Origin of the sequence: Exiguobacterium sp. s124, assembly GCF_018617485.1 — a bacterium.
Classification (GTDB): Bacteria; Bacillota; Bacilli; order Exiguobacteriales; family Exiguobacteriaceae; genus Exiguobacterium; species Exiguobacterium aestuarii.
Genome location: NZ_JACSKH010000001.1, coordinates 337245 through 359816, shown reverse-complemented (window position 1 = coordinate 359816; position 22572 = coordinate 337245). Strand labels below are relative to the sequence as shown.

The following is a 22572-nucleotide window of genomic DNA, read 5'->3' as shown; positions in this document are numbered from 1 at the left end:
ACTTATTTCCAAAATATTTGTGCGGAATCAAACTAGGAGTGGCTTTTACGAAATGTTAGTGAAATAATGCTGCCGACATTACTGAAATAAAATCAAAATGTATTGATTACTATGTACAAAGTAAATTTCCTATCTAATTGACTGCTCATCAAGAGTATTATTTCCACGATGAGATGACATGCTTTACAACATGTCTCGCGTCTCACAGTTGATGTTGTATGGATTGCGGTCAAGTCTGGTTGTTGGTCTTTGTTCATCAAGATTTCACAAACAATTTTGTTATATTAAATAACAAAATAACGAATAAATACACCTCGCTAATCTTAATTAAATCTAAAATTCGTTTTTATAGATGATGTGTGGATAATTCGGAAAGTATTATTTCTTCTCCATAATACAAATGATCAGATTGAATCATTCACCCGGTTAATACAACGCCATCAGGAAAGAAACGCTATTCTTCTCCTTTCCGTCGTTGTTACACCAATGCTTAACGCCTCTGTCACCTTAATCCTCATGTTATCGGAGATATCCCCTGAGCTTATGTGTGATAAGGGCGGTCGCTAGGCGGGGGGAATAGCGTTTATACTCGCCCTAACCTAGGAATATGAAAGAGCGCTCGGAAAAGAACCGAACATGAAAACGATTGACGAACAAATCGCAGAATGGGAGCCGATGATCCATTACGTCATCCGCCACTTGAACATCCACCCGAACGAACAAGATGACTGTGTACAAATCGCCCGCATCGCCTTATGGGAAGCCTTGAACCGAGGTTGCACGCTGTCGAAGACGTACTGCTTCCAGCGCATCCGTGGGGCCATCTTGAACCAGCAACAAAAGAACGCCCGACACTTGAAACATGAGGTCGCGGCCGAACGGCTCCCCGAGCAATGCATGACATCCGAACGCCATCTGTTCGACTGGTTAGACGAACAGCGCAAGAATTTAACCCCACGCCACTTCGAACTTCTCTGTCACCTGATTGACGGCACGGAACAGACGCTCGCCTACTCCGCAAGCCGATTGCGGGCGTATAAGGCGGACGTTCAACGTGAGTTGCGAGAAGAGTTGTATTCGAAGGAGTGAACAACAATGGAACCGATTCAAATCAAAGAAGCGATCACACGTTACCTGGAAGATGTGGAGGTGCGGCAACAACGCTCCCCTGAGACGGTGAAGACGTATCGGAACACGTTACGCCGATTTGAGAAGATGATGCAACAGTCGAATGTGGTGTTTCTGAAAGACGTGGACGAGGCACACGCGTTCTCATATCGAGACAAACATATACGTGAGGAACGAGCACACAACACGATTAAAAAATATGCGAGTGTGCTTAAAACCTTCATGGTTTATGCGGTCAATCAAGGGTGGATCACACGTAATCCATTTGTATTCGTCAATGTATCCGGTGCCGAAGCAAAACGGCAATCCGTCAGTTTAAGCCGTGAACAAGTGAATCAGCTGCTATACCATGCGCACAATGCGACGTTGTATAACATCTTTTTGATCGGTTGTGACGCCGGCTTCCGAATCAGCGAGACGTTGGATTTGAAACTCGAGGACGTGTCGTTTGAGTCGAACGACATCATCATCCGACATGGGAAAGGGAATAAAATGCGGGAAGTGCCGATGACCGAACGAATCCGAAAATCGTTGGAGCGTTATATCCAAATCGAGCGGCCAAAGTCAGACACGGACTCGCCATACTTGTTCATCATGCCGAACGGGTCAAAAGTTCGTGCGAATTATGTGAATGAGTATCTCCTGGAAGTGTCTAAAGAACAGCTCGGCTTTGGAATCACGAGCCACGTACTCCGTCACAGCTTCGCAACGGAACTTTATAACGCAGATGTCAAAATCACGAAAATCAGCCGTTTACTCGGGCATGCCTCGACCGAGACGACGGAGTTGTATCTGCACATCTTGAAAGAACAGAATCAAGAGACGATCGAAATATTGAATGCGAAGAATCGGGAGGTTAGTAAATTTGTAAAAAAACAGAAGTAAATAAGCACATCTAAATTCAAGAGGCGAATACAAAAAGCGAACATCCGAATCACTCGGATGTTCGCCCTCATCTATAAAACGTTTGGGTCACATGGAAAGATTCATGCCCTTTTTTGCCTGTAATGAATTGTTCTCCCGAAACGGTCCACGAATGAGCAATCATAGATCCATTGTCATCTCGTTTCACACCTAAATACGTACTCGAAGAAATCTGTCGCCTTCCAAGCATCCAAGCAGCAGTCAACGACTGTGCCAAGCAATTACTCGTCCACGGAGTGTGACGACTGGCTCTTGCGATCGCCAATTTGACATTTAACATACGATGCTCATTTTTCTCTCGTATCTGAATGGGGTTGTCTGTACCTAATCCATTTGAAACAAAAGGAAACGGAAGGAATAAGATGCACGCACGTGCAATCCCTAGAAGACAAAACGCCTCGAAGGCTAAAACGTATTCCTGTACACTACGCCTCGGTTTCATCGCACCAAAACGATTTCTTTCGAGGCCATTTGTTCAACAAATGCAATCACATCTCGCTTACACACATCAGCATCCACTTCATAACGCTCGCATAAACGACTCACAATCTCCTGAACGGTACGTCCTTCTCCAACCTCTTCCCAAATGGCGACCCCCGTTTTTCCAATACTATAATACTTGCCATGTTTGATACTCATCATCACGATTTCACCGTCCATCGGTGTCGTTAACATATTTGGATTTTGTTTTACTGTTGTCGATTCATTGATTGTCATCGTATCATTCACACCTTTACATGTAGTTGTTCTAACATCATGTCACAAATTTGCTGTTCTAACGGTATACCGATTGGTCTCTCGATTCGAAATACATGGATATGACTTGCGATACGCATAATCTGTTGTAAGTACGATTCATGCGGGCGAAGGTGCACAAGCAGCTTGTTTCGATAGGTATGCGTCAGCAACGTTTTAATTTTCTCGATCCCTGTAACGTGACACATCTGTACATCGGTTAAATCTTGAACCGGACTCACTTCAAAAATAAACTGAAGTGGAACCATCTCTTTTGCGAATGCTTGTTGTCGAACGACCGAGAATTTGGTACGTCCTTCGACTTGACGTGTGACTCCCCTCGTTGTTTCAATTTCCCAGCGTGTCACGACATCCTCCCATAGCTTTTGAGATGGGTACGCTAGATGCACGTATGGGACATCTTCTTTGAACGCGATAGCAGCGACATCGTCCGTCACGAAAGGATACCCTCTATCGATCATCGCATTGGCGATCGTAGATTTACCCGCCCCTGATTGACCCGTAATAAGAAGCCCGTGCCCTTCAATATCGAGTACACTCCCATGGAGCGGGACTACTTGACGTTGGTGGAGTAGACAACCTAAGCATGAGCCGAGTAGATAAAGCTTCAATTGTTCTGTCGTCGCGTCAGGATAGGGATCAACCGTAATCGTTTGCCCGTTTTCAACTTGAAATCTTCCCACTTCAGGGATATGTAAATAGAATAGTTGTTCCTCGATCGCATATACATCATTTTCAAATGTTGCTTGATTCGGACGATGGACTTCGCCTTTTCGAATCCAGACGTCCCCTCCGACACCAATGGGGACTTCATCCAATTCAATCTCCGACGATACCTGTAACCCGAACACTTCATAATGGTGCATATAAATCACCCCGCTTCACAATCTTTCCTTGTTCTAAATAAATCATTTGATCGGCTAACTGCGAAACTTCTTTTCGATGCGTGATGTAGATGATTGTCATCTCGTGTTTCAGACGATGCAACGTCTGATAAATATTCATTTCTTGAGCTTCATCGACAGCCCCTGTCGCCTCATCCAAAATCAACAGTTTTGGACGCTTGGCCAAAGCTCGTGCAAGCACAATGCGCTGACGTTCTCCACCAGACAAAGAGTGACCGAAGTCACCGATTCTCGTCTGCAAACCATTCGGTAGATTATAGACAAAGGTAGCCTCTGCCATGTCAATGACCTCGTGCAGTGCTTCATCTGTCAGATTTGGATGCCACTTTCGAAGATTCTCCTCAATGGTCCCATCAAACAAATAAGGGTGTTGAGGGATGTACGCAATCAGCTCGAACCATGCAGTTTGATCAACAGAGGATAGCACGCGGTCATCAATCAACAGACGACCACTCGTCGGTTGATGAAACCCTAGCAATAAATCAAGACAAGTACTTTTCCCTGAACCTGAGTGTCCTGTCAGTGCTACGGTCGTCCCTGCTTGAATCGTAATATCAATGTGTTGAAGCGAGAATCCACGGTGCTCCGGATACTGGAACGACACGTTTTCAAAGCGTAGTTCGCGCGCAAATGAAATCGGTTCAACTGAATGCTTCGAGTCGCTTTGTTGTAACTGAGCAAGCGCTTGATGATACGCCTCAAAGCTCGGTAACGCCGACAAAATAGATTGAAGATGTCGCTGCGCATTGGAAAATGACGGCCAAAGTCGACTAAAAATCAAGAGAATCACAAGTAAAGATGCGATATCTTGACTGAATGCCAATAGACCAAAACCGAGGAAGAGACTAATGAGAAGCGCCGCCCCGATTTTAAAGGCACTATCGACTTTCGTCTGTTGGACCGTGAATGCTGTAATGTTTTGTCGAATGTCTTCGGTCGTCTCCTGAAAGTCTGAGATATGTCTCTGTTCTGCCCCGTACGACCTGATTTCTTTCATCCCATTCAATTGATCCTGAACTGCTTGTTGCAAGTCACGATTGAGATGTTGCAATGAGATTCCAAGTTGCCTGACATGTTTCATCGATTGATAAAACCCGACGAACAATAGTGCGCCACCAATCCACACGTACATCGTGAGCATAGGAGACAAATAGAACGCAATCAACAGTTGCGGTATCGCCACAAGGATTAGTGTCATGAGTTGAATCATCCCTTGGATACCTAAACTAATTCGGTTAATTTCAACAGTAAATAGGCTGATATATCGACTTTGTGAAGTTTGCACAACATCTGAGGTTTCAGCCGAGAAAAGACTCGTGAATAAATCACCTCGTAATGTCTGGACAGCGCGTTGTAAGAGCGAGACACTTGCTAACGTCGCCTTTCGGTTCACCCAGACACTCATACAAATCAGTACAAAATATAAGACGAGGACGACCGCAAGCTGTCTAGAGAACGACCAATCGCTTGGAAAGGTCATCCATACCTTTGTTTGATTCGGAAGGGGCAGACTCGTTAAAGATAAGAGGGGCAGAATCATCAATATTCCCGCCCCAGTCAACAGCGCATTGAAGCTACTCAATACGATGACTTGCCACACATCACTTCGAAACGCTTGATACATATATTGAATGAACGTTTTCACGTCATGAATCATTTGGGATAAGTTCATGAATTGACTCGCTTTCCATTAATAAAGGAGCCTTCTCACGAATGTGGGAAGGCAACTTCTTACTGTTAAATTATGATGTTTCTGCAAACAAGTCTGAACCACCTGGGATACCACTCTCTGCCGTTTCTTTCACATCTAGTTCTTCTAGAACTGGTTCATTCCATTCTAATTTCATTAACTCTCACCTCCTTTGAATTTATGAATAATAATTCTTCGAAACATGAAGTTCATTGTCCATATGTCTTTACTCAAACTGTTCCACAACTTATCTAGAGATTCTATTGAAATCAGATTGGATTTTGTTATTTGTAAATCATTCATAATACTATTCTGACTATTGATCAAACGAAAATTCCAATCTGCGGATTGTCGACCTCTAGGACGATTCATATCTAGTACTTTAAGAGGTAAACGATTTTTCATTAATGACCGCACTAACTTTTTTGAGACTCCTTTTGAAGCAAAGTAATCAGAAGAGAGACTAGAACAAAAATCAATTAACTGAATACTGGACAATGGATCGCGTACAACACAATTAAAACGCAGAGAACACATTGTCGAAAATACACCATGAAAATGAAAATGATCTCTCTCATACGAGTCACTTAAGCGTTCTTTCACATTATGTTCATTGAGATTCAAATGCCTATATGTTATCTTGTTTCGAAGATCAATCGACAGAAATTTGCTTATATGCTTTTTTAACAATCGTTCACTTTTATGCGAAATTTTATAACTTAATATAACGGATCCAAATATTTTTTTTGAAGCAGTATAGACACTCATACCATTATTCAGCAATGCATAAAATTCTTTTATCATCTCTGAGAATTGGGCGCTTCTAAATAACTCTGAGTAATAAACTCCAATTGAACCATATGAAATCGTACAATTGCCATGTTTCCCATTCAACATGACTCGCACATCTTGATTCTTAGCAGTTTCATGGATGCTGAGTAACCATGGAGCATTTATGAAGAATCCATAAGGCATCTCCAAAATTTCTAACCAGTCATCCATCGTGTTATAAGCGTTTCGCTCTCGGTTTTCAATCCAGTTTGGTTTAATCGAAGGGTAATACTTCAACACTTCTTCGACGAGCGGCCGTTCATTTCCGAGTATCTCTGCAGAATCCTCATACTCTGAGAGAGGAACGTGCGTATACGCATGCAGAGATTTATCTTCACGTTGCAAGAGCGGTGCAGCATAAGCAGCAACTGTCGTCGAGTCGAGTCCACCACTCAACATCAAACCAACTTCTCCATCTGTTCGGGTACAAGTACGAGTTGCCTCTTCTAGAATTTTATCAAGTTCCTCATGGCACTCTTCTTCTGAACGAAAAGTTCGTTCTGGTTGTGATTGATACGCCCAATATTCTTTCAAAGTCACATTCCCCTGTTGATAATGCAAAACATGACCAGGAGGTACGTATTGAATCTTTTCCCAAGGCGCTATGTAAGGATCATGTGTCTTTAACTGCATCGGTGAAACGGCATACTGCTTTAAAAATGTTTCATTGATGTCGTAATCGTAGTAAGTGGCAATCGGTTTAGGCGTGGTACTAAACATCAGTCCATCTTCCCGATGGGTGTAACAGACTGCTCGTTCCCCTAGCCGGTCTCGAACAATCCACATCTCGTTTATCGATTCGTCATACACAGCAAACGCAAAGATACCCATCAAGTGCTCAACGCATTCGATTCCCCACTTCATGAAAGATTTCGCAACGAGTTCGGCATCCGTAGACTTCTCTTGAAATCCTACATTTAACTTTTCTTTTAAATCGTCTCGGTAGTCTAACATTCCATCAAAAACGATGATGAGCGAATCTAACCGAAAAGGTTGTGGCGAGTGTTCTTCCTCCTTATTGATCCATTGTTCGAGTGTCCCTAGTCCACATGTTTCATTGAACCAAATCGCAGATCGATCACATTCATATTTTGTGGTAAAAGATGATCGGAGAGCCCTTACTCCATTTGAGGCAGAGGTAGAACCCAACATGCCAAAGATTGCACTCATGATTGATTTCCTCTCTTAGCTACACGACGTCTCATTAGAAATGTTACAGGTCGCAACGGTATATACAAAAATTGAAGTCGGTTCGGAATGGTCAGTATATCTCGATCTTGTTGTGTAGGGATAAAGTGATGAAGTATGTAAGATACACGCTGACTGCGTGGTCGAATCAAGAAAAAGTACCGTTTCCAAAACAGATAATGCGAAAACTGTCGATTAGCCTCTTCTGGATTCATTTTCTCACCCACCATTACTAAAGCAATCTGAGCCATCTTTCGAGCTTTTTTCGAGTTCATATATCGTTTCAACGGTTCAGGTGCATCTTGTTCAAACAGAGTTTCGATGAGAATCATAGCTTGTCCCATCATGTGCTGAATTTTCCATTGATCAGTGATATAGGCAACGCGCTTCCAGTTCAAAGGTTGTTGTAAAAATTGATGAATATCAAATAACCATTTCAATCTAAACCAGCCATGTTTTGAGCCATGTACGATTAAATAAGTGAAAAGGAGTTCGTCATTTAAACAATTGATCTTTTGTTCAGCAATCTCAATCGAATCACGCGATTTCCACAGCAGTGAAAAATCAGGCTCTTCGACAATACTCGGAAAAAGTCGCCAATGGAGTTCTACGATATGATTTGACTCTTGATGAGTGAAGATATAATGATGATTTTTTTGTCGATAGTTAAAATCAGTTAAATCGTCTGTCGTGACATAACCGAGACTTTGAAGAAGATTAGCAGATTCTTCGATATGTTTCGGAGACACAAGTAAATCGAGATCACGCATAATTCTTCCAACGTTAGCATCATATGCTTTTGATAAGATGACTGGACCTTTCAGACAGATCATTGGAATGTTCTCTTGCTCAAATAGTTGAGCAATAAGACATAATTGCCGCTTCGTCTGTAGCATTTGCATGTTATTTTTAATTTGAATTTGTCTCAGATATGAAAGTTCTAACGAGCTTGGATAAATTCGATGAAACATGATGCTATCTATAAACGATTCTCCATCCGTATGATTATATGAATATGTCGATTTTGTTAAAGTAAATAAAAATTTAGATATAGTTCGCTCATGTATACTATTTTTTGAATTAATGTGAGTTGTTTTCATATTCTATATATCGGAAAATAGATTCATAGTTTAATCGTTTGTAACTAATATTTCATTTTTTAGAAGCGATAAATTATGAAATTAATTACAACACCAGAACGTGAATGTAAAAAAATATAGTGACACCCTCACGTAGAATGAAGTTACTACACAAACACTCTAACGAAAGATATCACTTTGAAATACAACCATCTTACCTACCTTGTTCGAACGTATGAAAATAGAGAGCTACTTAGAGCTTAGGATTTCCATCTTGTACATCGCAAAACCACTCGTGTGTAGTAATGAAAAGCAGAAAAACATTGTTTCGGCAGAAGCGTATAAAGGCAAAAGCCTAAAAATTGTAAAAAAACTTAATGTCTACACTGAGCCCTGTTCATTGATATTGCAAAAATGAGCGAGCAACTTTAGACAATCGCTCTTATCGCTCACCATTTTTTTGTAAGAACCACTACTATTTTGCACTATACATAATTATTAATATTTATAGTTGTCAATTCTCACAAAGTTAATTTTGTTACCCAATTTATAATTAAGTACTCCTTTGAAAAAATGAAGAGCGTATATTTTATGTAGTACAAAAAATTTCAATTTTCTGTTTTTCATATAAAATATGCTCAAAGATATTTGAATTAGTATAGCAATGAAAAACAATGAATAATTTATTACAGAAGCCAAAACCAAAGTAAGAGAAATTAAATCACCAAAAAAAGCTATGAAAAATAGATTGAATCTTTTGATGAAACTAAAAGTAGATTTGAAATAGAATGAATGTCTGAAACCCTGTCCAATCCCTTGATTTCTCTTTCCAAACAATATATTTTTCAAACTTTTTTTATCATCTTCAATACGGATGTAGTGATTAATCATTTGAAAGGGATATTCTTTAATAAACTTACCTTTTTGTATTATCCTGCTATCTAATTCAGCTTCCTCATTTGCAACTATAGAACTACCATAATTACCTATTCCAATCAAAAATTCTCTTTTTATAAAGAGGGCTCCTCCGAAATGATTACATTTTTTTTCACTGAGAGTATTATAAACATTTTGTTTTCTATATACCTCTATACCGTTATTTAAAAATATATCATTTCGAATTCCAATACCTCCTATAAAACCTGGATCCGTTTTTGAAACATCTAAAATTCGACTTATAAACAAATTGTGTAATTCCATGTCAGCATCTAAAAATAGTATATACTCACCTTTGCATAATAGAGCTCCTAAGTGTCTACCTTTTGAGGCTGTTTTAACTTCATCATCTTCAATTCTATAGACTTTAATATCATTATGATTAGATGTTATATTAAAAATCGTATTGTCTTCAGATCCACTGTCAATATACAAAATTTCGGTTTCGGATTTTTTATATTCTACTGTATTTTTAATTGAATTTATATTTCTTAAAATATTGTCTTCTTCATTTTTCCCGATTATCACAACACTAATTTTTATATTCAATATTATTCTTACCTCTTTCATTTAAATAAATTATCTTGTCTTGTACAGCCACTAAACCAATATAGATAGCTCCCAATTGGATAAAGTTGAAAGAAATTGCCGAAATCATCGAAATCATGAAAACTATATTTACACCAACCATCCCTAAAGAAAATTTAGTGTGCGCGTTTTTGATAGATTTTAAAATATTAAAAAAGAATAATAATATAAATAATGTTAACCCTATCAATCCATATCTGTATAACATTAAAACATAGTTACTATCAAATGTGTCCATGTAATACTTATATGGTCCATTTCCTATTAAAGGGCTTTGTTTCCACTTATCTAACGCCTCAAACCAAATTTCATATCTAACATATAAATTAAATTTAATATTTTCCACATCTGAAAACCTTTCGAATCTATTCAAAAAGTCTTGACTATAAAATGTAATAAAAATCATAAGTAAGAAAAATGTAATGATTGATATAAATTTGTATAGAGTTGATTTTCTATATGTTTTAAAAGTGTATACAAAATAAATCCCTAGTACAGAAATTATCGAGGCAACTAATCCTGTTCTTGAACCTGTAAAAAGTACTAAAGACAAAACAACGATAGAAAAGATTAAGTTCCATACCTTTTCCTTTATATTTTCCGAAACTAGTATTCCACTAAAAAAAAAGCTTAAGGTTATAGCAAGAAAAAATGAAAAGTAGTTTGGGTTAGTAAAAGTACTAGCAAGTCGCCAAATGGATTCGCTTGTATCAAAAGTGCGTGATTTACTAACTTCATAAAAGAAACTCATGATATTTTTTGTCCCCAAAAAATTGAACAATTGAAATACACTTATCACAAAAAAAATAAAAAGTGCTATATACACTCTACGTATACTATCTTTGTAAAATATACTGTTGTTAACTAGAGAATATACCGTGAGATAAATAAGTAAATATAACACCGGTCTAAATAACTCAAAAAGATCATCAAGTATTACAGGTAATCTTAAAGAAGAAAAAAACAGCGAGACAATCTCTACAAAAATAAAAAATACTAGAAAGATATAATTCAAATTCATAGGATTAATAATGTTTTTTATTCGTACTAGAATGCTAATAATAGTAATCAACAAAAGAATATCGCCAAATTTATAACCTAAGCTTTCACCCAATAAAATCGTGGGTGTAGGTTTCCAAATTACAAGTAACATTAAGCTAAATATTATAACATCATTAGTTTTTTTTGAACTTTCTTCAACATACATATTATTTAATCTCCTCTTTCATTCATTTCCCATAAAGAAATAATAGAAGTCAAATGTGTATTCCAAGAATGATTCTCTTCCACATATGTTCTGCAATTTTTTCTATACTCTTGGACTAAAAGAGGATTTTGAAACCAACTAATTAGTTTATTAGCTAATTCTTCGGAATTTTCACCTTTATCAATGAAACCAGTTTGATTCTGTTTAATGATTTCTTGAGTTGCTGTGATAATATTAGGAGGATTATGTTGAAGTCCTATGCAAGGAATTCCCGACGCCATAGCTTCTAAATATACATGACCAAAGCCTTCATATTTGCTTGGTAAAATAAATACATCAGCAATTCTGTAGAAATCTTCAGTATTTGACTTGAAACCAACAAAAATCACTTTGTCATCCAGTTCTTTATCAATGACATATTTTTTTAACTTCGAAGATTCTTCACCGTCTCCCACAATGACTAACTTGAAACCTTCTCCCATATGACTAATCATATCGATAGCATAAGTGACATTTTTTTCATTAGATAATCTACAAACCGTAAGAATAATTTTAAATTCCTTAAGTATTTCTAATCCCTCATTTTTTAGGATCATTTCTTTTTCATCCTGACTAACTAATGGCTTAAACTTCTCTAAGTCTACACCTGGAGGAATTACATGCACCCTATTAGAAGAAATATTGTAAAATTCCACAATCTCTTCTTTTTTTGTATCACTTAATGTCGCTATATTTTTTATTCGATTTAAGGCAAATTTTTCGATTAGATAGAGTTGAGGGATTAAAAAATAATAATATATTTTTTTGAAAGTATTTACTTGTTTAATATTCATCCTTTGCAGACGCGGAGCAATTAAAGGAATAATATAAATAAAATTATCTCTTTTTTTGAAAAGACTTAATGCCATGGCAAAATACAAATGTCTAATAATTACGTATTCGTCTTTTTCTAAATTTAATTTAAATCTGCTATATAGTTTTAAAGGAACAATAAAGGGAGTAAATAATTTTAAAATCCCTTTCATACTTAACGCTCTATGTCTGTAAACTTGAATACCGTCAATGCGTTCTAATTCAGGTAACTCTCTATTCTTCCCATCAGTAGTATGAACAACTGCGGAATGGCTTGATTTAGTTATTTCTTTAGATACATTTTGTACATAACTTACTAAGCCACCTTTATTCGGCAAATAATTAAGAGTCATAAGTGATATTTTCATTTTTTACCTCTTTTAATGCCACTTAACAGTTTAATAAATACTTTTTTTCTCTTTGAAAGCGTATGGTTCTCATACCCAATGAAATTTACTTCTGAAATTGAAGTATATCCTTTAAAAATTACTTTATATATTTCTTCATCTCTTTCAATATTTTTATAATAATGTGCTAATGAATGGAGCACCCAAGCATCAGATCTCGGATAAAAATTCTTATCAAACGCTCTAAATCTTTCATCAAGGATAGGATAGAAATATTCCCCATTCCAAGAATGATTTATTACTTTTTTGACAATTTTTTTAGAAAGGATAATATATTTTTCATCTTTTAAAATATGATTCACTTCAATAAATGCTTTAATTATTGACGTATAACCCCACATATCTATCTTTGAACTTTTTTTATTTCCGTTTTCTGTATAGGGAATAAACATATTATTATCAATTTTGGAAAATAAGTATTCACTTACAAGTTTTATTATTTCCAGGTTTTTTGCAGTTGGTACTAATTTATACGCGACACAATGATACTTTAACTGCTGTGCTATATGATAATTATCAACTTTATCATTTATCAACTCTTTTTCTTTCTCGGAGCCATTTTGATAAAAATATGGCCAATACGAGCCATTTCCAGACACAGAGCTCTCAAGTTGATCGTACATAAACTCTATCATTCCATTAAATACTTCTACTGCTCTTTCATCTTTTTTATTATCCTTAACATAGTAAGCAAGTGCACCTATAGCAAATGAAACACCATTAGTAATGTGCACTTTATCATAAGTGTGAGGGGCATATGGAATCGCATAATAATTGTCTATAGCTATAATGTTATTCAGTATCCAATTTACTCCATTTTCAATACTTGCAGAAATAAATGAAGATTTTTCAAGTCCAAAAGTCTCTGTATAGCGGTATAATGCATACACTGATAGTACTTCTGGTGTAGTTGCTTCTTTACTATAAGTTTTTTCAAGACCTTTACCGAAAAGAAAGTTATAGCCTAAATCAAATCCTCCATTCGGTAACTGAGTATTTTTAATGAGATTCGCTAATTTAAAGCTTTCGTCCTCCCAGAAAACTTTATCATTTTCATTCGTACAACTTTCATACATATCTAAGGCTGTTAATAAGGCTTCATACAAAGTTTGCGAGCTAAGTATGTCCTTTTCAGGCGCATTTATAAACTTTATAACATTATTTTTTATCAACTTTTTCATCAATTGTTTCCTCCAGATCTTATACTAGACAAAGGTATTCCACCGCCGATATGATTTTCTAATAGATTATGTTTTTTAGTAACTACAGCCCCAGCTGCTATTAAACAACCTGCAGGAAGGTTACTTCCCGGTAATACAACCGAGTGACTCCCAATCCAACAGCCATGTCCAATTTTGACTAATTCTTTTTTATGATCACCAAATCGATACGATAAAGGTTGACCTTGAGCAGTATGATTACCAGTAACAATACAAGTAAGAGGTCCCACCATTACTTCATCCTCAAGTATCATCCCTCCCTGTGCGTTAATCCATGCACCATAACCAATAAAAATATCATTTCCTACCGATATTTTTCTAGGATATAAAATATGAGTTCTTTTTGAAATTTGTAAATTCGCCCCTTTTTTCTTAAAAAAAAGACCAATCACTTTCCCTCTAATTCGATTTCCAATCTCATTATCAGGAAAAACATTAGTGAGAGAAGATAGTGACTCAAATAGCATCTGATAAAAAAACTTTGCAATTACTCTCATTTTTGAAGTACCTCGATTTTCATTTTTTTAATTAAGGTAGTTAGTTCATTAAAATACATTATTGTTATTATAAATATATAAATAAACAGAAGAATTATTTGACTTATTAAACTTGAATGTTCTATAAAACTGAATATTATTAATAGAGTGCTTATTAAATAATAAGTCATACCATTCCTGTGTACTTTATATAATTTCCTTAATTCGTAATTTGTTAATATTTGATTTAATACAACAGCTAAAAAACGAGCTAGTAATATCGACCACAAGCCTATATAACTAATTGCTAAATACATTGATAATAATTGGACAACTACAACAAAAGCACTTATCGTCAACATTTTTTTCCCGTCACCAATAATACCAATTAAATTCGTGTTCACTTGTCCTGGAGCGCCTAAAAAGAACAGACAAATAAGTCCACTTAATAGCCAACTGTACTCTGCAAATTCAATACCATACACTGATAAAATATTTTCAGAAAATATAACAACAAAACCGCTAACTAAAGATGAAAATATTAGGTTGAATTTTATGTTCTTATTGTGGTATTTTTCAATGCTAGTTTTATCGTCTGTAGATATCATTTCTGAAAAAGAGGGTAAAAGTGATTGATTCATTGTTTTCGGAATAAATTTTGCTAATAGAGAAATTTTATAGCAGGCAAAATAAATGCCTAATATCCCAATATTAAAGTTAGCCATAATAATTATTTGATCTAATTTTTCGTAAATAAAAATAACAATCCCTGATAAATATATATAAGATGAATATTTGAATATTTCTTTAAAACTATTAGATTTATATTCTTTAATTTTATTTGAAATCATCTCATCATTTTTCTTAACTTTGTATATAAAGTAAAGCGAAAGTGACAATCCAACAATAGTCATTAAATAGAATGATAAAATGACTTGGGATCTCGTAGATAAACTAAATTCAAATATTATCGAAGTGGAAAAATAAATTAACGGTATAACAATTGGCATTTTTTGTGATATTGTTGCGTATTTCAAAGAGTTCATCCCTTTTAAGTAAGCAACAGAAATTGACCATAAAAGATAAAGGTATCCTAAATAATAGAGTTTGTAGGTAAATAGCGCTTCAAAACGACTTATTTTTAATTCTTCTTCAAAATATACCCGTGTGTATTCAAAAGATAAAATTATGAAAATATAAAGTATAGATAATACAACAAGAGATGATAGATAAAAATTTATAGATGATTTTTTACTTTTAAATCTAGGAATAAATTTAATAAATGTGTACTCTCCCCCAATAAAAATAAAAATCACTATCAAGCTTAATATCAATTCAACACTAGCATATATGCCTAACGCTTCTGCTGATACTCTACCAATAACAACAGAAATTAGAAATTGTATTGGAATTGCAAAAGTTGACAATAACAACATCCATTTAAACCCATCTTTAAATTTTGACAAAATTAAATACCTCGAAAGTAATCAATAGTTTTTTCAATCCCTTGTTGAAAACTCCAATCTGGGGAATATTGAATCTCTTGTTTCGCTTTATTAATGCATGCTAAACTATGTTTCACATCACCTAAACGAGAGTTTTCAAATATAGGCTCAACATTTCTTCCTAATGAAAGCGACATTACCTTTAAAATGTCAAGTAAACTGTGTTTCTCTCCGTAAGCAACATTATAGACCGCACTCTTACCGTTTTGTGAATTTGCACATGACTTCAAATTAGCTTCTATTACATTCTCTATGTATGTAAAATCTCTACTTTGAAGTCCATCTCCATTTATTATCGGAGATATATCATTTATTAAACTACTAATAAATTTAGGTATAACAGCAGCATAATTCCCCTCAGGGTTTTGCCTTGGACCAAACACATTAAAATATCTTAGGCCATAGGTGTCTAACCCATACAATTGAGTATACAGACGAGCATATTCTTCATTAACCTTCTTAGTTAATGCGTAAGGTGATAGTACTTTACCTTCTCTTCCTTCAACTTTCGGCAATGTTGGCTCATCTCCATATACAGAAGAGCTTGACGCGTAGACAAATTTCTTTACCTCATTTTGTCTTGCAGCTTCCAACATGTTTAACGTACCTTTAATGTTAATTTCTTCGTACAATAAAGGCATTTCAATACTTCTCGGTACACTACCCCAAGCAGCTTGATGTAGTACATAATCTACCCCATCGCAAGCATCAAGGCATGTTTCTAAATCTCTTATATCACCTTCAATAAATTCATAGTTCTCATTATCTAAAAACATCTCAACATGTTTCGGGTTTCCAGTTGATAAATTATCAAGGCATCTTACACGATATCCTTTATTTAAGATTGCTTCACAAAGGTTGGAGCCGATAAATCCGGCACCACCTGTCACTAAAAACAGCGCATTCTCTTCGAACTTCACATTTTCGTATCCCATAATGATCTCCCTTAAAGTCTCCAGTATTTATATTCTTTAGTTTCATAATCTTGTCGATTGAGCACACCTTTAATATCAAGAAGTACTTTCTTTTGATTTGTAGGATTGAACCATTTCGAAATTTTTTCGTTAGATAGTTCCATGAATTCTTTATGTGCGACTGCCAAGATGACAGCATCCATATCTTGAACATCTTCCATTGAATCGAAAATGATTCCATATTCATGGTGTGCTTCTTCAGCGTCTGCTACTGGATCTGCAATTACAGGAGTAATTCCATATTCTTTTAATTCTTCTACAATGTCGATTACCCGGGTATTTCGTGTATCCGGGCAATCTTCTTTGAATGTAAATCCTAAAATCGCAACTTTTGCATCTGCAACAGGGACATTAGCTTTAATCAAGTTTTTGATCAGATTCTCAACAACGTATTTGCCCATATCATCGTTAATTCGACGACCAGACAAAATGATTTGAGAACGATATCCCAATTGCTCAGCTTTGTAAGTGAGATAATACGGATCTACACCAATACAGTGTCCACCCACGAGACCTGGAGAGAAGTTTAAGAAGTTCCATTTCGTTCCCGCTGCTTTTAAAACTGCTTTTGTATCAATATTCATCTTATTAAAAATAATCGACAATTCATTCATGAATGCGATATTGATATCACGCTGAGAGTTTTCAATGACTTTTGCTGCTTCCGCAACTTTAATCGATTCTGCTTTATATACACCTGCGTCTACAACTAATTCATAGACTTTGGCAATGATATCTAATGATTCTTCATCCATACCTGATACTACTTTAATAATTGTTTCTAGACGATGAACTGTATCCCCTGGATTGATTCGCTCAGGTGAGTAACCTACTTTAAAATCAACACCACATTTTAATCCTGATTCTTCTTCAAGAATGGGAACGCAAATATCTTCAGTGACACCTGGATAAACAGTTGACTCGTAAACTACAATCGATCCTTTAGTCAAATTCTTACCAAGTGTTCGACTTGCACCTTGAATGGGGCGGAGATCAGGAGTATGATCCGCATTCACAGGAGTAGGTACTGCGACTATGTGAAATTTTGCTTTTTGTAAGTCTTCTTCATTAGAAGTAAATTCAACAGTGGTTTGCTTGATTGCATCATTACCAACTTCTTTAGTCGGATCAATTCCGTTCTTATACAATTCTACTTTTTCACTACTAATGTCGAAACCAATCACGTTAATTTTTTTTGCAAATGCTACTGCGATTGGCATTCCTACATATCCGAGTCCAATCAATGATATATTGGCTTGCTTGGTTACAATCTGCTGGTATAAGTCTTTATGTACAACTTGTGTGTTCATTTTGAAACCTCCATTATTCTCTTGTAATATGTATCGACAATCTTTTCGCGATCAAATTCAAGCGTTACTTTATTGCGGGACGCTTGTCCCATAAGAACTTTGTGCTCATGTGGTAGTTGGAGAAATTTCTCTGTTTTCTCTACGATACTTTCAGTCGATTTGACATCAAAAACGTATCCATTTAGCTCATCATCTATAATTTCATTACACCCGGGGATGTCAGAAGCCAACAATGGTCTTCCTGTAGCAGCTGCCTCAAGCAATGCATTCGACATTCCTTCATGATATGACGGAAGAATAATGGCATGTGAAGATTCAATACTTTCCCTCACATCTTTGATTGCACCGACTAGTTTCACATTTCCGGGTACGTGTTCATCGCTCATTTGAAAACCATCATCTAAAAATCCAGCAAGCTTAAACTCAACTTGATGTCCCTTTTCCTGTAGTAATTTAGCAGCAGAGATTAACTCATATACACCTTTTTCTTTCATCACTCGTCCAATAAATAAAATTTGGATCGGTGCTTCTAGGCTCGGATAAGGTCGCATCTTAAATTCTTTTAGATTGACTCCAGAACCTGATACGAGCTGAAGCTGGCTTTCATTAAATCCGTTCTCAATTAAGAACATGAGATTACTTTTATTTTGAACAAAGATTGTTGATGCTTTTTTCAATGCAACTTTATACAAACTAATCATTAACTTTTTGGATAACGATTCTTTATGGAGTGCCGAACCTAACCCCGTAATTGTTGAAACAAAAGGAATCTTAAGTAAGGAGGCAATCATTCCACCATAAATATTAGGCTTAATCGTATATGTTAATATAACGTCGGGCTGAACTTTTAGCATTGTTCTTAGATAATCAAAGAAAAGTTTGGCATCTTTTACTGGATTGATACTACGGCGATCAATCGGTTGTTGAATAATATGACATCCCATAGATGCTAACTCTTCTAACTTTGAACCAGTAGGACATGAAATCGTGACACGATGACCTTCTTTAATTAATTTATCTACTAATTCTTTGCGGAAATTATAAATAACAACTTCATGGTTGACTAAAATTAATACATTTTTATTCATAAGTTTTTTCTACAACCTGTCTTATTGATTCTTGCGAGTCTACAATTTGGTATTCAAAAGGTAGCTTACTAAGCTTCTGGTTATAAGCAAAATCCCCAAATATTTTTTGAAGTGTTTTACTCTTTTTGATACCAAGAGTAATTAAAGGGTTTACAAAATGTACCGAAAGTGTTGGCTTGTTCTGACAATCACGAATCCATTTAATGATGTCTTTCGTATTCATGTACTGAGGGTTCTGAGGATGCACCACCCCTGAAAATTCAGTTAGAATGATTTGTGTTAGACACTCCGTTAAATTATCAATAAAAATCATACTTCGCTCATTAGAATACGAAGGGAAAAAGGGTACTTTATTTGCAAATTTCAGCAACATAGGGAAATTGCCTTTTGAATTTGGACCATAAACCATTGGCGGTCTCATGATTGCAAGGTGAAAATTTGAATCTTCTAGTTGATTCAACAATTTTTCTGCATTCAATTTACTTTCACCATAAACATCAATAGGCTTAGGTGAAGTATACTCATCAATCAATCGATTATTAATATCGCCATTTCCAAAAACAATCATGCTGCTCATAAAAATAAACTGCTTAACACCCTCCCGTTTTGCTTTTTCAGCAATATTGTAAGGGAGTTTTGTGTTCACATCTTCATAAAGAGCTTTCATATTGTCATTAGAGGGTACATGAGCTATTCCAGCGACATGTAGGACTGTATCATAAGTTGAAAACTGTATATTGTTCCAACTGTCATCACGAACAGAGATACTGTCTATTTGAATAGATGATGAATGGTGTTCATTAATCCATTGTTTGAATGAATTCCCGACGTAACTGTTTTGTCCCGTAATTAGTACTCTTTTCATTTTTCGTTCTCTTTTGTAGAAGCAATTTCTTTACTCATCATCCCTGTTCCACCCTCAACAACTCCGTGGCCTTTCAATACACTAAAGATCGTTCCAATAAAACACTGCACATCCATCCAAAACGTCATTCTTTTAATGTACTCCCCGTCGAGTTGAGCTTTATATTCAATTGGTAGTTCATCCCGCCCGTTGATTTGGGCCCACCCTGTCAAACCTGGTAATACATTGTTGGCTTGATACTTTTCTCGTTCTTCGATCAAATCATACTGATTCCACAATGCTGGACGTGGTCCAATGATTGCCATCTCACCTTTTAGAATATTGATGATTTGTGGCAACTCATCAAGGCTCGTTTTACGTAAAAACTTACCGATTTTAGTAATATATTGATCTGGATCAGCCAAGAGATGCGTCGGTGTGTCTTTCGGTGTATCAATCCGCATCGTACGGAACTTTAAAATATTGAAATGAGATTGACGAATCCCTACACGTTTCTGTTTGAAAAAGACCGGTCCTTTTGATTCGAGTTTAATAGCAATCATAATTCCTATAAATAAAGGCGATAAGACGATTAAACCAATCAACGCTAACATAAAATCAATTTTTCGTTTCTGCTCAATGTATGTCATTGTTCACTCTCCATAAGTTAAACCGTTTCTTTATAGTCTGCTGTTTGCTTGTGTTCAAATCGGTCAAGGCAATCATTCGCCCAGTTTACAAGATATAAGCTAAGCGCTTCGTCCGTCATCAACCGATTCATATCTTCAAGTTTGCCGTCTAAATCAGGCTCTTCGGTAACAATCCCTGTGAAGATTTTTGGATACACTGCTTCCGGATGGACTTCGCCCTCCTTCAACAATTCTTCGTACATCTTTTCACCAGGACGAATACCACTGAATCGAATCGCAATCTGTTCTTCTGTGAAGCCACTCAGTTGAATCATATTCCGTGCTAAGTCGACAATCTTCACCGGTTCTCCCATATCAAGGACGAATACTTCTCCACCATTTGCGAGTGTTCCCGCTTGAATGACGAGTCGACTCGCCTCTGGAATCGTCATGAAGTAACGTGTCATATCTGGATGCGTCACAGTCACTGGACCACCTTTTTCAATCTGTGACTTGAATAATGGAATGACCGAACCACGGCTTCCTAGTACATTTCCGAATCGAACAATCGCATATTTCGTTTCACTCGATTTCGCTAAATGTTGAACAACCATTTCAGCGATTCGTTTCGTCGAGCCCATGACGTTCGTCGGGTTGACGGCTTTATCCGTAGAAATCATGACGAAGCGTGAAGCCCCATATTCATCGGCCATCTCTGCAACATTTTTTGTTCCATAAATGTTGTTTTTCACCGCCTCATACGGGTTTGCTTCCATTAAAGGAACATGCTTATGCGCTGCGGCGTGGAAGACGAGATGTGGTGTATACGTCATAAACACTTCTCTTAATCGCTCCACGTCTTGAATATCTGCAATGACTGGAATCAGTTCGGCTTCAATCTTTGCTTCACGTAGCTCGCGTTCGATGAGATAAATACTATTTTCCCCATGACCAAGTAGTAACAAGCGGTCCGGGTTAAACTTTAAGATTTGGCGACAGATTTCGGATCCAATCGATCCACCAGCACCTGTCACCAAAACCGTCTTCCCTTCGACCTCTGCTTGAATACCTGTAATATCTAACTCGACCGGTTCACGACCGAGGAGGTCTTCAATTGATACTTCACGCATTTGATTGACAGAGATTCTACCCGCTGCCACTTCTTCAATCATCGGAAGCGTATGAACATTCGTACATACTTTCTTCGCACGTTGAATTAGCGCGACTCGCTCTTGGTAATTCATCGACGGAATCGAAAACACGATTTTATCGATGGCTTCACTCTCGACGACTTCTTCAAGTTGTCCAAGTGTACCAATTACTTTCACATCGTTCACCGTTAATGTTTGAAGGTGCTTGTTGTCATCTAAAAAACCAATTGGATTCATCCGGTGATTATCAGAATATTTCATTTGACGCACCAACATCCGACCAGCTTGCCCAGCTCCGATGATGAGCGTTCGCTTCTCATCTTTTCTGCGTTTCATTTTTCGTCCACGTAAAATAGACATCTGATCTTGTTTCCATGTCACATAAATTCGTGAACCGAGACGAATCCCACCTAGCATGAGTAATGAGAGACAACAGCTCAAGAACAACATGCGCTCCATCGCTTCGCCATATACAGCGAATTGTAGTATGTATAACAGGAGTGTGCTCGATGCGAGTGTCATCGCTAGACGAACTGCTTCCGTCATACTGGCGAACCGCCAAGCCACTCGATAAAGCCGACTGATACCTGCCATGATGATAAAGATGGCACTATACGAAATGGCTGTTTCGATAAAATGATTGCGATCGATATTTTGAATAAATTCTAATGGATACAGGAAAAAATAAGAGATGAACATGGCGGATAGAATGGCAAACATATCTAAACTAACCAGTACACCTGTACGTAACGACTTACGACCTAAATCAGGTAGCGACAACGATAATCCCCCCTTATGAAATTTAATGATTGTCTAATTCGGTCAATTATAGAAAAAAAGGATGATTTTAACATCCTTACTAAAATATATTTTAAGGTTAACAC

At 36.6% G+C, this 22572-nt stretch carries 21 protein-coding genes; 2 read left to right on the top strand and 19 right to left on the bottom strand.

The window, feature by feature from the left end; all coding sequences use genetic code 11:
* Positions 1–636: 636 nt before the first annotated feature.
* The gene (locus KNO85_RS01950) at positions 637–1089 is read left to right on the top strand and encodes a sigma factor (RefSeq protein ID WP_214786465.1); all 453 of its coding nucleotides are present in this window, start codon (positions 637–639) and stop codon (positions 1087–1089) included.
* 6 nt (positions 1090–1095) lie between these two features.
* Complete coding sequence (locus KNO85_RS01945) at positions 1096–2013, top strand: tyrosine-type recombinase/integrase (protein WP_214786464.1); 918 nt, start codon at positions 1096–1098, stop codon at positions 2011–2013.
* A gap of 67 nt (positions 2014–2080) precedes the next feature.
* On the opposite strand, the gene KNO85_RS14980 is transcribed toward KNO85_RS01945, so the two are convergent.
* From KNO85_RS14980 to KNO85_RS01850, 19 genes are all read right to left on the bottom strand, one after another.
* Positions 2081–2494: a lasso peptide biosynthesis B2 protein gene (locus KNO85_RS14980; protein ID WP_214786462.1), complete on the bottom strand. Its 414-nt coding sequence runs from the start codon at positions 2492–2494 to the stop codon at positions 2081–2083.
* A complete protein-coding gene (locus KNO85_RS01935; RefSeq protein WP_214786460.1) occupies positions 2491–2769 on the bottom strand; it encodes a lasso peptide biosynthesis PqqD family chaperone in 279 nt (92 codons plus the stop codon). Before KNO85_RS01935 ends, KNO85_RS14980 begins: the two co-directional genes overlap by 4 nt.
* A gap of 8 nt (positions 2770–2777) precedes the next feature.
* Positions 2778–3674 (bottom strand): hypothetical protein, encoded by an 897-nt coding sequence (locus KNO85_RS01930; RefSeq protein WP_214786458.1) that lies wholly within the window; start codon positions 3672–3674, stop codon positions 2778–2780.
* Positions 3661–5385: an ABC transporter ATP-binding protein gene (locus KNO85_RS01925; RefSeq protein WP_214786456.1), complete on the bottom strand. Its 1725-nt coding sequence runs from the start codon at positions 5383–5385 to the stop codon at positions 3661–3663. Before KNO85_RS01925 ends, KNO85_RS01930 begins: the two co-directional genes overlap by 14 nt.
* A 70-nt stretch (positions 5386–5455) precedes the next feature.
* The gene (locus KNO85_RS01920; protein ID WP_214786454.1) at positions 5456–5560 is read right to left on the bottom strand and encodes a paeninodin family lasso peptide; all 105 of its coding nucleotides are present in this window, start codon (positions 5558–5560) and stop codon (positions 5456–5458) included.
* The gene (locus KNO85_RS01915) at positions 5560–7404 is read right to left on the bottom strand and encodes an asparagine synthetase B family protein (protein ID WP_214786452.1); all 1845 of its coding nucleotides are present in this window, start codon (positions 7402–7404) and stop codon (positions 5560–5562) included. The genes KNO85_RS01920 and KNO85_RS01915 overlap by 1 nt, the downstream gene beginning before the upstream one ends.
* Positions 7401–8393: a nucleotidyltransferase domain-containing protein gene (locus tag KNO85_RS01910; protein WP_214786450.1), complete on the bottom strand. Its 993-nt coding sequence runs from the start codon at positions 8391–8393 to the stop codon at positions 7401–7403. Before KNO85_RS01910 ends, KNO85_RS01915 begins: the two co-directional genes overlap by 4 nt.
* A 606-nt stretch (positions 8394–8999) precedes the next feature.
* Positions 9000–9986 (bottom strand): glycosyltransferase family 2 protein, encoded by a 987-nt coding sequence (locus tag KNO85_RS01905; protein WP_214786448.1) that lies wholly within the window; start codon positions 9984–9986, stop codon positions 9000–9002.
* Complete coding sequence (locus KNO85_RS01900) at positions 9970–11232, bottom strand: O-antigen polymerase (RefSeq protein WP_214786446.1); 1263 nt, start codon at positions 11230–11232, stop codon at positions 9970–9972. Before KNO85_RS01900 ends, KNO85_RS01905 begins: the two co-directional genes overlap by 17 nt.
* A gap of 5 nt (positions 11233–11237) precedes the next feature.
* The gene (locus tag KNO85_RS01895) at positions 11238–12452 is read right to left on the bottom strand and encodes a glycosyltransferase family 4 protein (RefSeq protein ID WP_214786444.1); all 1215 of its coding nucleotides are present in this window, start codon (positions 12450–12452) and stop codon (positions 11238–11240) included.
* Positions 12449–13672 (bottom strand): hypothetical protein, encoded by a 1224-nt coding sequence (locus KNO85_RS01890; protein ID WP_214786442.1) that lies wholly within the window; start codon positions 13670–13672, stop codon positions 12449–12451. The genes KNO85_RS01895 and KNO85_RS01890 overlap by 4 nt, the downstream gene beginning before the upstream one ends.
* The gene (locus KNO85_RS01885; protein ID WP_214786440.1) at positions 13672–14208 is read right to left on the bottom strand and encodes an acyltransferase; all 537 of its coding nucleotides are present in this window, start codon (positions 14206–14208) and stop codon (positions 13672–13674) included. The genes KNO85_RS01890 and KNO85_RS01885 overlap by 1 nt, the downstream gene beginning before the upstream one ends.
* The gene (locus KNO85_RS01880) at positions 14205–15653 is read right to left on the bottom strand and encodes a lipopolysaccharide biosynthesis protein (protein WP_214786438.1); all 1449 of its coding nucleotides are present in this window, start codon (positions 15651–15653) and stop codon (positions 14205–14207) included. Before KNO85_RS01880 ends, KNO85_RS01885 begins: the two co-directional genes overlap by 4 nt.
* A 2-nt stretch (positions 15654–15655) precedes the next feature.
* Positions 15656–16627, bottom strand: coding sequence for an SDR family oxidoreductase (locus KNO85_RS01875; RefSeq protein ID WP_214786436.1), 972 nt, complete (start codon positions 16625–16627; stop codon positions 15656–15658).
* An 11-nt stretch (positions 16628–16638) separates the two neighbouring features.
* Complete coding sequence (locus tag KNO85_RS01870) at positions 16639–17976, bottom strand: nucleotide sugar dehydrogenase (RefSeq protein ID WP_214786434.1); 1338 nt, start codon at positions 17974–17976, stop codon at positions 16639–16641.
* Positions 17973–19064, bottom strand: coding sequence for a glycosyltransferase family 4 protein (locus tag KNO85_RS01865; protein WP_214786432.1), 1092 nt, complete (start codon positions 19062–19064; stop codon positions 17973–17975). The genes KNO85_RS01870 and KNO85_RS01865 overlap by 4 nt, the downstream gene beginning before the upstream one ends.
* Positions 19057–19929 (bottom strand): NAD-dependent epimerase/dehydratase family protein, encoded by an 873-nt coding sequence (locus KNO85_RS01860; RefSeq protein ID WP_214786430.1) that lies wholly within the window; start codon positions 19927–19929, stop codon positions 19057–19059. The genes KNO85_RS01865 and KNO85_RS01860 overlap by 8 nt, the downstream gene beginning before the upstream one ends.
* On the bottom strand, positions 19926–20558 hold the full coding sequence (locus KNO85_RS01855) for a sugar transferase (RefSeq protein ID WP_214786427.1): 633 nt from the start codon (positions 20556–20558) through the stop codon (positions 19926–19928). Before KNO85_RS01855 ends, KNO85_RS01860 begins: the two co-directional genes overlap by 4 nt.
* 17 nt (positions 20559–20575) lie before the next feature.
* Positions 20576–22408, bottom strand: a complete 1833-nt coding sequence (locus KNO85_RS01850; RefSeq protein WP_214789767.1) for a polysaccharide biosynthesis protein — start codon at positions 22406–22408, stop codon at positions 20576–20578.
* Between the last annotated feature and the right edge of the window lie 164 nt (positions 22409–22572).